Origin of the sequence: Nocardia sp. NBC_00881, assembly GCF_045207455.1 — a bacterium.
Lineage (GTDB): Bacteria > Actinomycetota > Actinomycetes > Mycobacteriales > Mycobacteriaceae > Nocardia.
Genome location: NZ_CP108798.1, coordinates 4,505,223 through 4,522,121, shown reverse-complemented (window position 1 = coordinate 4,522,121; position 16,899 = coordinate 4,505,223). Strand labels below are relative to the sequence as shown.

13 protein-coding genes and 1 pseudogene are annotated in these 16,899 nt (G+C 64.5%); 7 read left to right on the top strand and 7 right to left on the bottom strand.

Going from position 1 to position 16,899, the window contains the following annotated elements:
- Window positions 1–37: 37 nt before the first annotated feature.
- Genes OH799_RS18870 through OH799_RS18855 form a run of 4 tightly spaced genes read right to left on the bottom strand, consistent with a single transcriptional unit; the run spans window position 38 to window position 2,560 of the window.
- Window positions 38–682 (bottom strand): hypothetical protein, encoded by a 645-nt coding sequence (locus tag OH799_RS18870; RefSeq protein ID WP_406265670.1) that lies wholly within the window; start codon window positions 680–682, stop codon window positions 38–40.
- A gap of 18 nt (window positions 683–700) precedes the next feature.
- Complete coding sequence (locus tag OH799_RS18865) at window positions 701–1,402, bottom strand: hypothetical protein (RefSeq protein WP_406265668.1); 702 nt, start codon at window positions 1,400–1,402, stop codon at window positions 701–703.
- Window positions 1,389–1,877 (bottom strand): radical SAM protein, encoded by a 489-nt coding sequence (locus tag OH799_RS18860; RefSeq protein ID WP_406265665.1) that lies wholly within the window; start codon window positions 1,875–1,877, stop codon window positions 1,389–1,391. The genes OH799_RS18865 and OH799_RS18860 overlap by 14 nt, the downstream gene beginning before the upstream one ends.
- Window positions 1,874–2,560 carry a hypothetical protein gene (locus tag OH799_RS18855; RefSeq protein WP_406265662.1) on the bottom strand — a complete coding sequence of 229 codons (687 nt, stop codon included), beginning with the start codon at window positions 2,558–2,560 and terminating at the stop codon, window positions 1,874–1,876. The genes OH799_RS18860 and OH799_RS18855 overlap by 4 nt, the downstream gene beginning before the upstream one ends.
- Window positions 2,561–2,866: 306 nt before the next feature.
- Between OH799_RS18855 and OH799_RS18850 the strand changes: the two genes are divergently transcribed.
- The 3 genes from OH799_RS18850 (at window position 2,867) to OH799_RS18840 (ending at window position 6,613) form a co-directional block, all read left to right on the top strand.
- Window positions 2,867–4,141 carry a helix-turn-helix domain-containing protein gene (locus OH799_RS18850; protein WP_406265659.1) on the top strand — a complete coding sequence of 425 codons (1,275 nt, stop codon included), beginning with the start codon at window positions 2,867–2,869 and terminating at the stop codon, window positions 4,139–4,141.
- Entirely contained in the window at window positions 4,138–5,025 is an 888-nt protein-coding gene (locus OH799_RS18845; RefSeq protein ID WP_406265656.1) for a phosphotransferase family protein, read from the top strand. Before OH799_RS18850 ends, OH799_RS18845 begins: the two co-directional genes overlap by 4 nt.
- Before the next feature lie 892 nt (window positions 5,026–5,917).
- Window positions 5,918–6,613 carry a hypothetical protein gene (locus OH799_RS18840; protein ID WP_406265653.1) on the top strand — a complete coding sequence of 232 codons (696 nt, stop codon included), beginning with the start codon at window positions 5,918–5,920 and terminating at the stop codon, window positions 6,611–6,613.
- A gap of 487 nt (window positions 6,614–7,100) precedes the next feature.
- Here the strand turns inward: OH799_RS18840 and dapD are convergent, their stop codons facing one another.
- The 3 genes and pseudogenes from dapD to OH799_RS18825 form a co-directional block, all read right to left on the bottom strand.
- Entirely contained in the window at window positions 7,101–8,048 is a 948-nt protein-coding gene (dapD, locus tag OH799_RS18835) for a 2,3,4,5-tetrahydropyridine-2,6-dicarboxylate N-succinyltransferase (RefSeq protein ID WP_406265651.1), read from the bottom strand.
- A 127-nt stretch (window positions 8,049–8,175) separates the two neighbouring features.
- Window positions 8,176–9,000: a hypothetical protein gene (locus OH799_RS18830; RefSeq protein ID WP_406265648.1), complete on the bottom strand. Its 825-nt coding sequence runs from the start codon at window positions 8,998–9,000 to the stop codon at window positions 8,176–8,178.
- 297 nt (window positions 9,001–9,297) lie between these two features.
- Window positions 9,298–9,532: pseudogene (locus tag OH799_RS18825) on the bottom strand (IS1380 family transposase); the annotation flags it as partial.
- 273 nt (window positions 9,533–9,805) lie between these two features.
- On the opposite strand from OH799_RS18825, the gene dapE reads away from it, so the two are divergent.
- From dapE to OH799_RS18805, 4 genes are all read left to right on the top strand, one after another.
- On the top strand, window positions 9,806–10,909 hold the full coding sequence (dapE, locus tag OH799_RS18820; RefSeq protein WP_406265646.1) for a succinyl-diaminopimelate desuccinylase: 1,104 nt from the start codon (window positions 9,806–9,808) through the stop codon (window positions 10,907–10,909).
- Between the two features lie 444 nt (window positions 10,910–11,353).
- Window positions 11,354–11,704: a hypothetical protein gene (locus OH799_RS18815; RefSeq protein ID WP_406265644.1), complete on the top strand. Its 351-nt coding sequence runs from the start codon at window positions 11,354–11,356 to the stop codon at window positions 11,702–11,704.
- A gap of 69 nt (window positions 11,705–11,773) precedes the next feature.
- Window positions 11,774–12,265, top strand: coding sequence for a YbaB/EbfC family nucleoid-associated protein (locus tag OH799_RS18810; protein WP_406265641.1), 492 nt, complete (start codon window positions 11,774–11,776; stop codon window positions 12,263–12,265).
- 2,119 nt (window positions 12,266–14,384) lie between these two features.
- Window positions 14,385–16,157 carry a phosphotransferase gene (locus tag OH799_RS18805; RefSeq protein ID WP_406265638.1) on the top strand — a complete coding sequence of 591 codons (1,773 nt, stop codon included), beginning with the start codon at window positions 14,385–14,387 and terminating at the stop codon, window positions 16,155–16,157.
- Window positions 16,158–16,899 lie beyond the last annotated feature (742 nt).

Sequence of the window (16,899 nt, the reverse complement as noted above, 5' to 3'; positions counted from 1 at the left end):
ACGGTTGTCTCGACGACTCCACCGTTCCCGGCCTTGCTCAGATGAGGTTCCATTCACCGAGCAAGGCAGTCAGCTCCTCGAGGCGTTGCGGCGACATACGCTTCTTCGCGGCGTCTTCGAGGGATTCTTGGGTCGCGCCGTACTGCCACCACGACTGGCCGGTCTTGGCGTCCATCACGAGGAACCGGTCGTTGATCGCAGGACCTCGCAGCACCAGAGACACGGTTCCCGGTTCCGCGACGACGGCGTGAATGGCGCTGTGGTGCAGCGCGTAGCTGGCGCCGACTTGTTCGTGGCGGACATGCACGGCGCGCAACATCGAGACGTCGATGCTGGTGTTGAGCTTGGCCTCACCGTAGATGCGGTGGCGGTATTCACCGCGCAGGATGTTGCTGGCGTAGGTCCACCGGTGGTTGTGAGGACGGTCGATATAGTCGGGTCCGAAGATGTGTAGCCGCAACCGGATTCCGGATTCCGGATCGTCGTGCAGCACGATCTTGTCGAGGATGTCGTAGTGCTCGCACAGCGGAGTGAGGTCGGGATTGTGCGGCAGCGCATTCAGTGCCCGGCGCAGCAGATACTTGTTTCCTGCCAGGTGGTCGAAGGCCTTTCGGGTGGCCGAGTCGACGGCTTCGACGTCATTCCAATCCAGGGTGCGAAGGGGCTCGACAATTGTACCCATGGTGTGCATGGGGGTCTCCTACTCAGGCTTGGCGCTGGACTTCCACAGTCGACAGACGGGCACGATGTCGGGGTAGGCAGAGCAGGACGATTCCCCCATGACGACCTTCTCGGCGGGGCACCCACCCAGGCAGGCCGTGGCCTTGCAGCCGCTGCATGCGCTGTTGGTCAGAGGCAGGGTGAACAGGTCGAACTCATTGCCGGATGTCTCTCTGTTGATGAGGACCTGGCCGTCCTGCATCTTCGCGAAGTACATATCTGTGTCGAAGAGGTAGGAACAGATGTAGGCGCGGCCATCCGGGAACACCGAGATCCGGTCCAGCGTCCGGCCGATGCATCCCTGGTATCCCTCGTCGGCGTATCGACCCATCTGGTCGATTCGGGCGTAGGTGGGCTGGAACCAGACCCGCGACTTGTACTCGGGCGCGACTTGTTCGAGCCGTGCGCAGAAGTCGACCCACTCGGGCGGCGTCATCGCCATGTCGGCGTTGCCGTGTCCGGTGCCGATCGTGGAGAAGACGTGGAACTTCACCAGGCTGGCGCCGATCTCATCGGCAATTTCGAGCAGCCTCAGGACGTCGCCCTCGTTGGCCTTGTTGACCGTGCAGATGATGCGTGTGTCGAATCCGCGCGCGCACAGCTCGGCGCTGGTTTCCATCGCCTGGTCGAAGGTGCCCTCCCCGCGCACGGTGTCGTGGGTCGTCGCGCTACCGCCGTCCATGCTGACCTGCACGTAGGCGAAGTCGTCCGGGGTAAGCTTGGCGAACTTTCTTCTGCGCGATCTTCTGTGCATTGGTGGTGGTGATGACGTGTTGGTAGCCGATGGCCCGAGAGGCCTTGATCGCGTCGACGTACCACGGGTGCAGGGTCGCTTCTCCGCCGAGAATGGTGAGCTTGTCGCTGCCGAGCTGCCGCCAGGTGGTCAAGGTGTCCACGATCTGCTGTGGAGTCATCTTCAATGCCCGCTCGAGACGTTCACCCATGTAGCAGTGATCGCATCGGAGCTGGCACGCTTCGGTTATGTAGAGGTAGAGGTTCCGGAAACGCCCGTAGGCGACCTTGTCGATGCGGTTCGGTTCCGGCTGGGTGGTGTTGCGGGGCATCCGGGCGTGCCCGTAGCTGTTCTTGCCGTAGGTTTCGGGGCGGAAGGGCCGCGCGATCGGGAATGGCAGCGGCGTGGTGCTCGAGGTGGTCACGCGGTGGTGCTCCTAGCGATCAGCAGTGGTTCGACGCGATTCGCGATCGTGGGGGCCGCAGCTGCGGCGTCGAGGGTTGTGGTGGCGATGCCTGCCTTGGTGAATGCGGCGCGCACGTGATTGACGGTGTCGTGGTGGCGTTGGCTGCGGGCGGCGAACAGAGTCGGTGAGTCGCCGCGGCGAGGGTGCAGCAGGGCGTTGCAGTTCGCGCAGATCCATCCGCCGATCTTGGAGGCGGCCGCCGGGATGCGCGGGTCGGCGGCAGGGTCGTGCTCGCATCTGTGGCAGACGCGGCGGGCCTGCGCTCGCTTGCGCCGAACCTTGGGATCGAGAACGAGTTCGACCGGTTCGATAGCGCACCGGGGTGTGAGGGATTCGATGATGCCCAGGAGCGTGTGAACCTGCTCTGCGGTACCGGGGTAGTTGTCCATCAACACCGTGTGGATCTGAGGATCTTCGACCACCGTCTCCATGTAGGCGCGAACAGCAGGGGCCACAACGGATTCATCGATCCAGCCGAGATCTCGCGGACCGTTGCTCGCGGTGGCCATGACGACTTCTGGTGGCACATGTTCCCGGAGGCGGAACACGTGCCGATCTGGATCCCTGCCGAGTGTGAGGGTCAATGTGGTCTTGCCGGACGCCGGTGGCCCGAGGATCGGCACCACGAGGGATAGCGCCATGTCGCCCCTTCCGGAGATTTCGTAACGGACACCACGACGATCGCTGGGCAAGGCACCAAAGGGCTATACAGGCAACGAATATCGGACATCTGCGGATATACGCCGGTCGTATATCCGCTGGGTATCCCAGGTGGTACCGTCTGGCAAATCGTTGGGGACGGCGAGATCGCTGGAGCGGGGCGGATGACGCGGACGAGCGAAGGTGAGCGGAACTGCACGGCGTGCGGTAACCGTTTGAGTCGATACAACACCGGCAAGACATGCAGCAGCTGCGCAAGAACAGCTCCCGCCACCGGGGCACCCGTAATGCCAGCGGAGTTTTGGGCCAGCGATCATATGCGCGATGCCCTCGCATCCTGGCACATGGGCCGGGTGATCTATGCCTGGCGCACGCACCCGATGCACGAGGCCACGATCACCCAGCTCGATGTCGCGAACTGGCTTGACATTTCGCAGGCCACGCTGAGTCGCATCGAAACCGGCGACGCACCCGAGATCATGTCCAAGCTGATCAGGTGGGCAACCATTCTGCATATCCCGGAGGAGCTGCTGTGGTTCAGGCTTCCGAAGAGGGATACCGTGGACGACGTGGACCGCCAAGGATTCCTGCGCGTGGCCGCCGCCACCGCCGCCACCGCCGTGGTCTCGCCGGGCAGCATGATGCGTTTGCTGGACGAGACCAGAGCCACGCCCATGCCTTCACGAGTGGGCGCGGTCGAAATAGCTCAAATCCGGGAAGCCGCACAGCTATTCGCGAAATGGGACGCCGTTTACGGAGGCGAACTGGTCCGCGACGTCGTCAAAACACAGCTACGCATCGCGCAGGGGTACCTGGGCGCCGAATGCTCCTCAGGTGAGCGCGCCGACCTCTTTTCTGCCGTTGGATCCCTCGCTCACACCGCAGCGTTCATGGCCTTCGACGCCTGCGCACACAGCGATGCCACGGAGATGTTCACGCTCGCCCACGACTGCGCCGAGCAGGCCGGCGCGGTGCATCTGCACGCGAAAGTCCTCTTCTCGATGGCTCGCCACGCTATCTGGATCGGCAACAACTACGACGGCCTCTCCCATGTCCAGAAGGCCTTCGACCTGGCTCCTCACCTGACCGCAACCGAGCGGGCGATGCTCTACACCACCGAGGCCCGTGTCCGAGCCAAGCTCGGTGAGGTCCAGGCCGTTCTCACCGCAGTTGGACACGCCGACGAGCAGTTCAGCAACGCCTCGCCTGCCAACGATCCGGTATGGATGCACTACTACGACCGAGCCCAACACGCAGGCGATACAGGGCACGCGTTGTTCGATATCGCGGTGAAGGGCAGTTTCGCTGGCGAGGCACGGGACCGCCTGTCTACCGCAGTGCGTGGTCACTCCGATCAGGCTGCACGATCGCGCACGATGTCGTCTATCAAGCTCGCCTCATTGGTGATGGCCACGGGAGATCCTGACGAAGCGTGCTCGATCGGGTCAGCCGCGCTGACCCGTGCCAACGCACTGAGGTCGCGCCGCGCAGCCGAAGACGTCAGCGAATTGCGCCGATACGCTCGCCGGGCCGGTGTCGACGTCATGGCAGCGTCGTCGTGAGCGATGCGGATATCGCGCAGATCGCGCAGAAAGCCTGTGCAGCAGCGGGAATTGCCGCACCTCACCTGGTCCCGATCAAGGTGGCCGAGAACGGTATCTATCGACTGCCTGAGCATCAACTGGTGGTCCGTGTGGCCCGCGCCGGGCAATCAGCCGCAGCGCGTCGTGAACTCGAGGTGGCCGGATGGCTCCAGGACAACGCCGTCGCGGCTGTTCGGCCTGCGGGCACCGGATCGGATCTCGTTGTCATCGACGAGCGCCCGGTCACCTTTTGGCGCGAATTGGGCCCGCACCGGCCAGGCACCGAACGAGAAATCGCTACAGCGCTGCGAGCCCTTCACTCGCTGCCAGCACCCGGTTTCTTGAACGAAGTGAAGCCTTTTGTGCGCCTGACCGAGCGGATTGACGCCGCCGCCACCATTTCGCCGGACGACCGGCAGTGGCTGCGGGACCGCCTATCCGAGCTGCACGCGGAGTGGGCAGGCTTGGATCCAGGTCGGCCCTGGGGGCCGATCCACGGCGATGCATGGGAGGGCAATGTCGTCACCACCGTCGACCTGGGTGTGACGACGTTCCTGGACCTGGAGCGCGCCTCGATCGGGCCGCCGGAATGGGACCTGACCTCGACCGCGATCAAACACAGTTCATTCGGTTGGATTTCCACCTCGCGCTATGAGGCATTCTGGCGCGAATATGGCTACGACGTGACCACGTGGTCGGGCTTCTCACTATTGCGCGGAATCCGCGAGTTGCGCATGACGTGCATGGCGGCCCAAGCCGCTGGATCGAACCCTGCGCATACGGCGCAGGCCCAGCACCGTGTCGATTGCCTGCGAGGTCGAGTCGGGCCCCGGCCGTGGAGTGGCTGGGAGCCGATCCCGTGACCTACTCCGCTGATCTGCGACCTGTGAGGGTGCGGGAGATGGTTTCGACCGGCGTCCGGTCGGTCTGGCACAACTGGGCTGGCTGAGTGAGGTCCCGAGTTTGGCAATCCGACAGCCCCTCGAAATTGTTCGCCAGGCTGTAAAATCGATAGAGCGCATTAAGGTGATCCGCATTTCGCATCATTATCGATTAGTGTGCAGGTAGGGGTTTCACCGCTTCTGAGAATGGTGGGGTTACATCCACCGTGGTGGTTCGGAAACTTTCCCGGGAATTCCGAAGCAGCCCGGTCGTCTGCGCAGGAGAATTCGACCTATTCTCGGGGTTGTAGATTCTGGCTGCCTGGGTGGCTCGATGACAGTCGATCCGTGGGTCGTTCGGTGGTGAGGTTCCGTGCGTGACTCGGTGCGAGGATCAAAACCACCCACCCCAACACCCGGAATGCGCAGGTAGCAGGCCATATATCCGGTTGGATAGGAGCGGGGATTGTCTATACACAATGATGTATAGACATGCTCGTCCGGTGCCTGACCGGCACATTCGGCAACGTCCTGCGCTGCGCCTATTGCTCACGACTTCCGTACTGATTCGCCATTCCTTCCCTCTTACTGTCATTTCTTCTGCTCTGCCGGTCATTGTTGGACCGCGCTGTCGCAGGCACCGGGAAGGGTTCGCGCGAATCGCATCTTCATATTGCACTGTCGGACTCGTGCTTGTCCGGAAAAATTCCGGGAAATTCGTGCGCTTTTCGGGTTGTGAGCTCGTTCGAGGTCGAGCTAGCGTCGAGCCGTTCCCGGAATTCGCCGGGGAATTCGCATCAAATCCGAATGGCGGCCCCGCTGCACGTGTGCCGGAAACGGCGCACAAATTCGGAACGGATTTTCAGGAGCCGCAATGTCCACCACATCCACCACCGCTACCGCTGCCGCCGCTGGTCGCCTGCCGAACGGGGAATTGCGGCGGTTGGTAGCCGCCGCGCTGGCCGCCGAGCCGGTCCGCGAACAGTCGCCCCGGGAGATCGCCGCAGGGCTCGGTCGGTCGTCCGGTGCGGTCGGCAACGCCCTCGAGGCGTTGGTCAAGAGCGGGCACGCCGACCTCACCTCGGCGGCCCCGCGTCGCTACCGGGTCACCGCCACCACTGCCACCGCCGCCGCCCGGCCGCTACTGCCCCCGCCCCGGCGGCCCCTGCCCCCCGCAAGGCGAAACCGGCCCGCCCGACCAAGAACACCACCCCCGCCCCGGCCGCCTCCCCGGCGGTCCCGGCCCGCACCGGCAATGTGGTGGCCCGCCCCAACGGGCAGGACTACCACACGCAACCTCAAATCCATGAGCCGCCGGTGGCGGCGGCTGGCCGCCGCCCTGGGCCTGCCGGACGGGGTGACACCGCACAGTCTGCGTAAACACGTCGGTACCGAAGCGGTCGAGGCCAGACTCGACGCCACCAAAGTCGCCGACCAACTAGGCAACACCGCACGCGTCCTGCGCAACGCCTACGTCCGACGGCACCAACCACACGCCGACGTCACCGAACTGATCGGGAACCGACTCGCATCAGCGCTGGACGAAGTAGCCCGCCGCCGGGCCAGCTGAGACCACGCCGCGCCGTGCCCGGCGCGGCATTACGCAGAAGGGGCTGGCACCACCGTGAACAACGGTGGTGCCAGCCCCTTCGCCTCGGCCCATATCCGACTTCTCTCGCCACGCTGCGGCATGGAACCGCGCACACCCCGCCCGGGGCCGCCGGGGGAACCGGACCGCCCGGGACGGCGGCTGGCGTGCCGGACGGTGGCATCATGGCGGTAGAATGCCGGATCGTCGGTGAAACCGGATCGGGTACCGGGCGGGGTAGTTTGTGCCCGGTACGGTACGTGAACGGATTTCTTGACGACTAAGTGTCAACCGGACACCGGTAGGCCGATAGGTTAGGTGCCATGACCAGCGGGGGCACAACCAGTGAGCACATGGGTAACTCACCGGGAACGCCCAAAACACGAGCGGCACCCAACGCAGGACCTGAACGAAAATCCCGTGCCACCCAACTGGTACGGCCTGAATACCCGGAGAGGCGGAACAGCGCTCAGTCGTTGGCGTGCAAATCGGCGTTGAGTTCGATGCCGGTGCCCTTGCGGGGAACGACCTCGACCGCGCCGGTGGTGGAGTTGCGGCGGAACAGCAGGTTGGCGCGGCCGCTGAGTTCGGCGGCTTTGACCAAGGTGCCGTCGGGGGTGGTGACCTTGGTGCCCGAGGTCAGGTAGAGGCCGGCCTCCACGACGCAGTCGTCGCCGAGTGGGATGCCGAGGCCGGAGTTGGCGCCGAGCAGCGACCGCTCGCCGATCGAGACCACCGTCGTGCCGCCGCCGGACAGCGTGCCCATGATGGACGCGCCGCCGCCGATGTCGGAGCCGTCGCCGACCACGACACCCGCGGACACGCGGCCCTCGACCATGGACGAGCCGAGAGTGCCCGCGTTGAAGTTGACGAAGCCCTCGTGCATGACCGTGGTGCCCGAGGCCAGGTGCGCACCGAGGCGAACCCGGCCGGCGTCGCCGATGCGCACACCCGAGGGAATCACGTAGTCGACCATGCGCGGGAACTTGTCGATGCTGTACACCGTGACGGGGCCGCGGGCGCGCAGCTTGGTTCGGGTGATCTCGAACCCCTCCACCGCGGCGGGCCCGTGGTTGGTCCATACGACATTGCTCAGCAACCCGAACTGGCCCTCCAGGCTCACTTCGTGTGGCTTGACCAAACGGTGCGACAGCAGGTGCAGGCGCAGGTAGACGTCGTGCGCGTCGACCGGGGCGGCGGACAGGTCGGCGATCGTCGTGCGCACAGCGACCACGTCGACCCCGCGCGCCTCGTCGAACCCGAGCAGTGCCGCGTACTCGACGGGCGCCTCGTCCAGCCGCTTGGTGCCGGTCTCGGCGAACTCGCCCAGCCGCGGGTTCGGGTACCACGTGTCCAGTACGGTCCCGTCCGCGGTCACGTTGGCGATACCGACTGCTGCTGCTCCCTCGATGCTCACGTCACAAGAGATTACTGTGCTTGTTTTGCCGCGCCTTCGAGCGGTGTGCTCGCGGCCCTCTATGCCGCAAACCGGTAGCTGCGATACCAGTCAGTGACCTTGCTTGCACCGTCCTCCGCGCCGCGTCTCATGGGAACCAGTGCGGTCGGTAGGCGGCGCGTGGGTGGGTTTGGCAGCTATTGCCGGGCACCATCGGCAGGTATCCGGTGGCATAGGCGGCGGAGATCTCCTCCTCGGTAAGCGGGCGGTCGTCAACAGCGCGGAACTGCCATTTTCCGTTCTCGGAGCGGATCCAGCTGTCGGCGTCGATCTCGTAGACGCGCTGCACGGTGCCGTTGACACCGACGACGGCGTACCGGGCTCGAGCGCGCACTTCCTTGCCGATCAGCCACCACCCTCGGTCACCGTCGTATTGGTCGGGGACCCCGACCTCGCCGAAGGATCGGCCTGAGTCGTCGAATTCGTAGCTACTGTCGGGTCGGAAGATGACGACCGCGGCCTTCATCCAACCTCTCGCCCGTCGGCCCCAGCGCTTCTGCACCCCTTGGCGGGTGATGCCCATCGCGGACGCCACGTCTGCTATCTGGGCGCCGCATATCATGGCGGCGTCGCCGGTATCACTGATGATTCCGTCGATGTAAGTGGAGACGGCTTTTTGCACGGTTAGGCACTTCAGGTAAAAGGTTCTCTTCTCATCTCCCGTGAGGTTTCCGCTGTGGAGTCGCTCGGTGAAGTCGCTGGGGTCGTTCGGATCGACGAGCCGGATGGCCCAGTCCTGGAGAAGAAGGTTCACTGCATCCCCCAAACCGTCGTTGTCGTCGAAGAACAATTCGGAGTCGAGTTGATCCTTTGGCAGCCAGTGACCGCCCAGCACCCGAACCCGTCCCGCCGCCGCTGCGTCCATCGCCGCCCGCCTCAGTGGCGTCACTTCGGTGTCAGTCAGATCGGTCATCAACCGCCCCTTTCCGCCGTTCGGCTCCGACGCTTTCGCTACCGCTGCTGGACTGCGGAGTCACTCCGTACGGGTACGGTGTGGCAACATCGCGACCGACGTACTGCGGATGATGGTCAACTTGTCTGCGGTAGCTTGCCAGCGCCGGATTTATTGTGACGACTTCGTTATCGACCCTGGTGACGCCGTCGGCACGGCAAGGTCGTCCGGGGACACCGTTCTCCCCCGGGGCTTCGTTTCCCTGCACGACAACTAGCGTGGCGTGGAAGCAGGCACCCCACATCGGTAACCAATAGGTAGCGCGTGTGCGAACCCCGCCCCGGCGCGGCGGCTCGCACCGATCACGGCGCGGGTGCCATAGGCCGAGGCGCCGCGAACGAGTATCTCGCCAGTGATCCCGGCCGCCCGCGCGGTAGCGATTGCTTGGGCGACCATGCGGCCAACCCCCTTTAATCGAGCCGGTCTTGCCGGCACGCAACCGTCTTCCGGCGATCACCGGCGCTGCGTGCTCGGTACTGATGACCGCCGCCAGCAGCGTCGATGCTGTCCGCGCCCGTCCCCGCGATCTGCGTCGCGAGCTTCGGCGTCGGGTTCGCCGAGCCGGACCTGATCTGCGGAACGGCGATCGACACGTGATCCAGGCGGCGGCGATGGTGCTGGTCGGACGGACCTATTCGGTGGCGGTGCGGTCGGCGGACCGTGCGACGGATGCGCGGAGCGAACCCTGCTGGATGCGTCGACCTGAAGTTAGTTCGATGCGGTGGGGTGCGCGGGTGCGGGTGCGGGCGGTCGTAGGGTGAAGGGCGTGACCATCGACCTGCATGCCGACCCGATCACGCTGACCGCCGCGCTCGTCGACATCCCGAGCGTCTCCCAGGGTGAGGCGGCGATAACCGACAGGATCGAGCGGGCACTGCGGGAGCAGACGACCGGGTTCGAGGTGCTGCGGCACGGGAACGTGGTGCTGGCCCGGACGAATCGCGGATTGCCGACCCGGGTGATCCTGGCCGGGCACCTGGACACCGTTCCCATCGCCGACAACGTGCCGGGTCACTTCGCCGTCGGTCCGGCGGGCGAGCGAGTGCTCTACGGGTGCGGCTCGGTCGACATGAAATCCGGCAACGCGGTGTTCCTGCACCTAGCCGCGACCGTCGCCGAGCCGATGCACGATCTGACGTTGATTTTCTATGACTGCGAGGAGATCGCCGCGGAGTTCAACGGGCTGGGCCACATCGAACGCGACCACCCCAGCTGGCTGGCCGGTGATCTCGCGGTGCTCGGCGAACCGTCCGGCGGCTGGATCGAGGCGGGTTGCCAAGGAACGCTGCGGGTTCGGTTGAGCACATCCGGCGTCCGCGCGCACTCGGCGCGAGCGTGGCTCGGCGACAACGCGATTCACCGGCTTGCCCCGATTCTGCAGCGGCTGGCGGATTACCGGGCGCGTGAGGTCGACATCGACGGCTGTGTCTATCGCGAGGGGCTGTCCGGCGTCCGCGTCTCCGGTGGCGTTGCGGGCAATGTGGTACCGGACCTGGCCGAGATCGACGTCAACTTCCGCTTCGCCCCGGACCGCACGGTGGACCAGGCCGTCGATCACGTCCGCGAGGTCTTCGCCGGCCTCGACATCTCCTTCGAGGTATTCGACTTCGCGCCCGGCGCGCTCCCCGGACTGACCGCCCCCGCCGCCAAGGACCTCGTCGCCTCGGTGCACCGCCACGGCGGCGGCGGTGTGCGTGCCAAGTTCGGCTGGACCGACGTCTCCCGTTTCGCCGCCCGCGGCATCCCCGCTGTCAACTTCGGTCCCGGCGACCCCAACCTCGCCCACAAGCGCGACGAGCATGTCCCGGTCGACCAGATCACCAACGTCACCGCGATACTGCGCAACTATCTCACCGGCGCCGCGCGCTGACACCCGGTGGCCGCTGCGCGGTGGCTGCCTGCTACCGCTCAGGCGGAACTACGGGGTGCCGGATTCGCCACCGCATCCTCGCTGCGACACCACCTCCGCATGGCGATCGGCGTCTCGCCCGCCCTCTACTGGCGCACGTTTCACCGAGCAAAGGCACCCATCCACAACATTTGACAATTGCTCCCGGGGGTACGGCCGCCTTGCGGCCCCAGTTGTGGTCGGATAGCGGACGGTGGATCGTGGCGGCGACCGTACTCGGTTCGGCGGTGATATCCTGAACGCCATCGTTCTGAATATTGCTGCGCCGCATATTGGTTCGGCACTTGGTGCCGATGTAGTGGGTCGCGGTGTTGTCGTGGGCCACCCGTCCCTCAGTGGGAGTGCCTCCAGCCAGGCTCGTCCCAGAATCGATGCTGGCCCGAGTGGATCCAGAGGAGGTAGGGCATGCCCTACGAGCGAATCAAGGCCGATTGTGCAGCGATAGAGCGCGCCGCGAAGGAGGTGGGAGATCTTGGCGAAGGAGTCTGGAAAGCGGTCTCTCACGTGGAGGAGAAACAGAAGAACTACTTGGACGACTGCTTCGGGGACTGCAAATCCTCGCAACAGTTCCTCAACGGTCCGGATGGCTTCCGCGCCGGAGCGAAGATCTTGCATGAGATCGGCATGTCCCTTGTCGACTTTCTACGCGGAGGCGAGGGGCTCTCGAGCGGACTGGACGCTACGGCAAAGGTCTTCCGCGCCGCAGAAGACTTGTCCGCGGCGGAAATCGAGCATTCGGTCGGCGGCAAGGCGTAAGCGCAGAATACTGAAGACCACCACGCTGGATCGGGCTGCTCTGCGGTCGTAGGGCGAGCGGGGGATCGGATGACGAACGAGGCATCGATGGCCCGGCTGGCGGATCTGCTGGATACCGTCCAGGCCGGCATGAAATCGATCGAGAAAATGCAGCAGCATCGGGCCCTGTTGACCGGCGTCCGCACTGCGGCGAACAACCGTGTCAAGGTCACGGTCAACGCCGATGGCGCCGTGATCGAAACCAGGCTCACCGGCGACATCCACAAACTGGCCTATGACCGCATCGGGGATGCCGTCACATCCGCCGCGCAGGACGCTATCGCGGAAATGCGGCGCAAAACGACAGAACTGATCCGGCCGCTGCAGAAGCGCAAGCCCTTGGTGCCGAAACTCTCCGAACTGGTTCCGGGTGCCCCGGATGTTTTCGACCTCTTCGGGGGTACTCCCGGGTGCACTGAGGGTCATTCAGAACAAGCGCGTGTCGGACATCTCCGCAGGTCCGATCGTCGGCCGTCGTTGCGATATGCCGTGCCTGAAATAAGCATCACTGTCGTCGAGTAGCGGTGCTCTGTTTTAGTGGGGGTTCGTAGTGATTACATTGGAGATTCCGGGATGGTTGGCCGGGATTGCAGCGGTGTTGAATTTCGATTTCCTTGGTGAGGAACATATCGATGTTCGTGAAGGTGTATTGGCGGATGAGATCGGGAATTCTTATCTGGATAGCGCGGGTATGTTGCGGGAGTTGGTGCCGTGGCTGCGGGAGCTTCGGGATGAGGTTCCGGAATTTATCGAGGGTGCGGGTGAAGTCGCGCTTCAGGATAATTTAGATCTTTTGTTGAGTGGTGAGTATTCGCTGGATGTGCTGGCGGATGCGATGGAGCAGATGGGTAATTCCGTTCGGGATAGTGCGGCGAGTTTCCAGAGGGCGAAGATCATGCAGTTGATTTTTGCTGCGATGACTTTGCACACGATCTATACAGTTGTGGCGTCGTTGATGGCATCGCCGGGTGGGCAGGCGTTGGTTCCTGTGGTGGTGCCTGCCATCCAGGCGGTTGGCCGGGAGTTGGTGCGGGGCGCGTCGGTGAAGTTGACGGCGAATTTGGCGGCCGATGCCGCCCGGGCGTGGCTGAAGAATGTGCTGATGCCGTTGGTGAATAAGATCGCGGTGCCGCTTCCGGTGTTGGGGAAGATTCTCGGTAATACGATGATGAAAGGCGCGATTCTCGGGGGCAGTTTGCAGGTCGGGGTGCATGGCCTCCAGGAGGGGGCCGGCCAGATCGACGGTTGGAATACGTCGGAGATAGTGAACTCCGCGTTTGCGTACGCGCTCGCTTTCCCGGCGGGGCATAGGGCTGCGGTGGGGATGAGTCGGGTGGTGGCGGGGTGGTCGGGTCCGTGGTGGGTCCGGAAGATGACAGTGGGGGCGGTATCGGGGCTGGCAGGGGAAGCGGGGGGCTGGGCAGGGGGTATTGCGGCGCAGGTCATCTCAGGTGCGCCACGGATCGATACGACGGTCAGTTCGGCGAGTTTTCTGGCGGGTGTGAGCGAGGGGGTGCTCGAAGGGTCTCGTAGGGATAAGGGTGTGTCGATGTCGACGCAGGGATACCCGGAGTTGCCGTGGGTGGATCCGACTGCGCCGGCGAGGCCGGATCACGGGACGCCGGCGGAGGCGAAGGCCCTGAGCGGTCAGTTGATGCGTGCTCCGGATACCAGTTATGCGCAGGGTGCGAGTGAGGTTGTGCATCGCAAGGAGCAGGCGACTGTGGCGTCCAAAGTTGTGGGTGAGGTGGCGAAGGCGGGCAAGCCGGTGGTTGCGGTCCCAGTGGAATCTTTGCGCAAGCAATGGGATACGCCGATTTTGCAGGAGAACTGGCCGGCCGCGGCGGGTAGTGCCGCCTTGTCCGCGGGGGGTGGTGCATCGGCGGCACCGGAGGCGGGTGGGTCCGGTTCGTCGGGTGGTGCGGGGCGGTCCGCCGGTGGGGTCGGTGCCGGGCCTGCGGGTGGAGCGGATGCGGGGCGTGCCGGCGGCGGTCCAGCCGGTGGTCAGTCCGTCGGCGAGCCCGGCGTGGTGAATGTTGTTGCCAGAGGATCGGACATTCCGGTCGTGGTGGGCGACGGAGCGGGTTCCTCGGTGGGCGGCACCGGGCCGGGCGCTGTGGGGGGCACAGAGGTGGGGAATGGCGGTGGCAGCGATGAGGCGCCTGTGCCTGCGTCGCGCCCGGCGCCAGTTGTCTCGGTCGAGAACCCCGTGGTTGTCACGCCGTTGGCCGGGACGCTGGTTCCCCCGGTGGGCCCGGCGCCTGTGGGGCGTGCGGACACGGCCGGCATCGGGGATCTGGGAGCACTGGACTTCGACCCACACGGTGTCGCAATAGGTTCGGCACCGACCAGCCCGGTCCGGCCGCAGCCTACCTCCAGGCCGGTGGCGGGTGCCGGCCGCAGGCAGCAACCGGACGGTACCGGCCGAGATGACACGCGCACGGGTCGGGAAAGTTTCGGCGATGGTGGTACCGGTGCGACCGCTTGGTCCGAGAGCCCGGACAAACCCTTCACTATCCCGGCGTTCGGTACCGGGTGGATTCATGGGGGCGACGGGGCAGCGGCGCCGCCAGGTCTGACCGGTCCCGGCCCGGCCGGTGGCGTTTCCGGTAAGGCGGGCGGCCGAGGTGTTGATGGGCGTGTGCCCGTTGCCGACATCGCTGATGTGGTGGTGCACGGTGGCGATGGCGAGGCGTTGTCGCAGAACTTGCCGGCAGACCGGCCGAAAGTGCGCGGCACGGTGCCCGCCGGTGAAGGCGGCGGGAAGTACGAGCGCCCGGATGTGCCGTGGCCGCATGAGCAGAACCTGTGCGGTCCATTGACGATGCAGGACATCGGCGCTGTGACGGGCAGGGACGATCTCGGCGGGTTCACCGCTGGGTCCAGCGGGATGCTGGTCAGCCGCATCGAGGGGGTGATGGGCGGGCGCAAACAGGTTTTCACGGATATCGGCGAGGCCGTCGCCCGGCTGCGGGAGTGGGGCGCACGGCGCGATGCGGAGAACCCGGGCAGCGGCCGGGACGTGGGCATGCTGGTGTTCGATCCGACGTACACCAGAGAGGGCGGGGAACAAGGGGATCTCGGCCACACGTACTGGCTGGTCCGCCGGGTGGAGGCGGACGGGGCCGTGTGGATCGAGCTGCGCGACAAGGGCAAGGGGGTGTTCCGACCCAATTTTGTGCCCGCGCCGGAGTCGGCCGGTCGTGCGGTGTTCGGCATGTTCCTCGACCCCAACGGCGGGCGGGTGGAAGTCGCCGACGCATACGGCGTCGTGCGGACCAGCGACCGCGACTTCTCTGTCGGGGTGTCCGGCAAGGATCGGTCGGCGGGACGAGGGCCCGACGATGTAGACCCCGCGCGGTCGGACCCTACCGCTGAGGACGGATTTCTGGACTTGCCCATCGAGGAGCAGATACACCGAAACGGTCGCGGCCGATTCGAAATATCTCCGGAAGAGGCCCAGGAGCTGTATGAGCTGGTCGGGAATCGGGAACCGGATTTCGCTGGGACCGGTAATCGGGTGCACCTGGTCGACACAAACTCAGGCCCAGCTGTGGTCAGAACCAGTAAAAAACAACCGACGGTGGTTTTCTTGAAGAAATGGATGCCCGAGAACGCGGCCATAGAATACGCACGTGAGTGCGACGTGAGAACACCTAAGATTCTCTACGCTGGGGCGGACCCGACTACTGGCGGGGAGTTCACAATCATGCAATATATTTCCGGTGAAACGCGGGGTTTCGATGATCCCGAGCTGATGAATTGGTTACCAGATCTTCTGGATCAGGTGACGTCGATGTCCTCGCACCCCGTACCGGCAGGAATGGAACTGGACGTTCCAGGGTGGCAGCAGCAGATGATCCAGTATGCCGACGACGCGTATCACAACCTGCCACAGAATCATCTGTCGAAGCTCGATGAACTCGGGATCGGGCCGTTATCGGAGTATGTTCAGCCAGACCATAGTCGTTCGGGTGAACCGGTCGTCTTCGCCCACAACGACCTTTATCCACCCAACCTTCAGCTCGATGACCAAGGGAAACTGTGGATTTTTGATTGGGAATATGCCGGACCCGGTGATCCGCTCTATAATGCAGCGTTCTTCCTCGAGCGTGTGATATGGCAGGATGAAGCAACCCGTGCTCGGGCCACTGCGATGTGGATCGAGCGGATGTCTTTGAATCCTGCTGTTGATACCGAAGTAGCCCTTCGCATGTACGGCAGTTTCGAAGACTGGAGAGGAACGGTGATGAATGCTGAGACAATGCTGCATAGCTTTGCCGAGAACCCAAGCCTCTTCGAGGAGTGGGTCGACTGGTACCACACGCGATTGTCTCGACATTCCGAACCTTGGCCTGATATTTCACGGGATGAATTGCGCGCACTGTTCCGCAGATGGGCTGAGTTAGCCTGAATTTTTTGAGTCGCGGATTCGAAGCCATGCCCGTGCCTCATTGCTCGAGCGGTGGCAGCCTGATATTTTCAGTTGGGTTTTCGCGGGCGAATATTGCGCTCGGCCTGATTGTTCGTGAAGCCGCCCCTGAGACCTCGGGTGAAGTGCAATACCCGGTCCGCGCGAGCGGTCAACCTGTTCAACAACAGGTTGCGAGTTTGGACTGTTTGGGTCCTTCGCGGCGGGGATTGTCAGCCGCGACAGCAGGGCGTGTCGCCAGCGGTGTAGCAGCGGGTCGAGGACCTCGGCCGCACTCCTCGTCTGGTCCAACGCGCGGGCCTGGTGGGCGGCGGTATTGAGCTCATACAACATATCCGACGCGGCCTTGGGTCAGGCGTTGGTCGGGTCGGCGTCGGTGGCGGCGATCAGCTCCCGCGCGATGTGCGCACCGCACAGCGCATGGACCGCGCCAGCGTAGTCCATGCCGTCGTACACCGACAGCGGTCATGCACGCACACAACGCCAAAGCCTGGCAGGGGCCGCGCGGTCGACCCGAATCTCGCGCTGGAGGCGATGTGCTCGTCTTACATCGTGCTGGTGCTCGCCAGCAGATGCGACATCCGCCCGGAGCCCGGGGTGCGCCCCTGAGTGGCCCCGGCTGCGGTCTAGTACCGGACGGAGGATCGTGGCAGCGACCGTACTCGGTTCGGCGTTGATATCCTGGACGCCGCGGCTGTGAATAATAGGTTCGACTCTCGGTGTC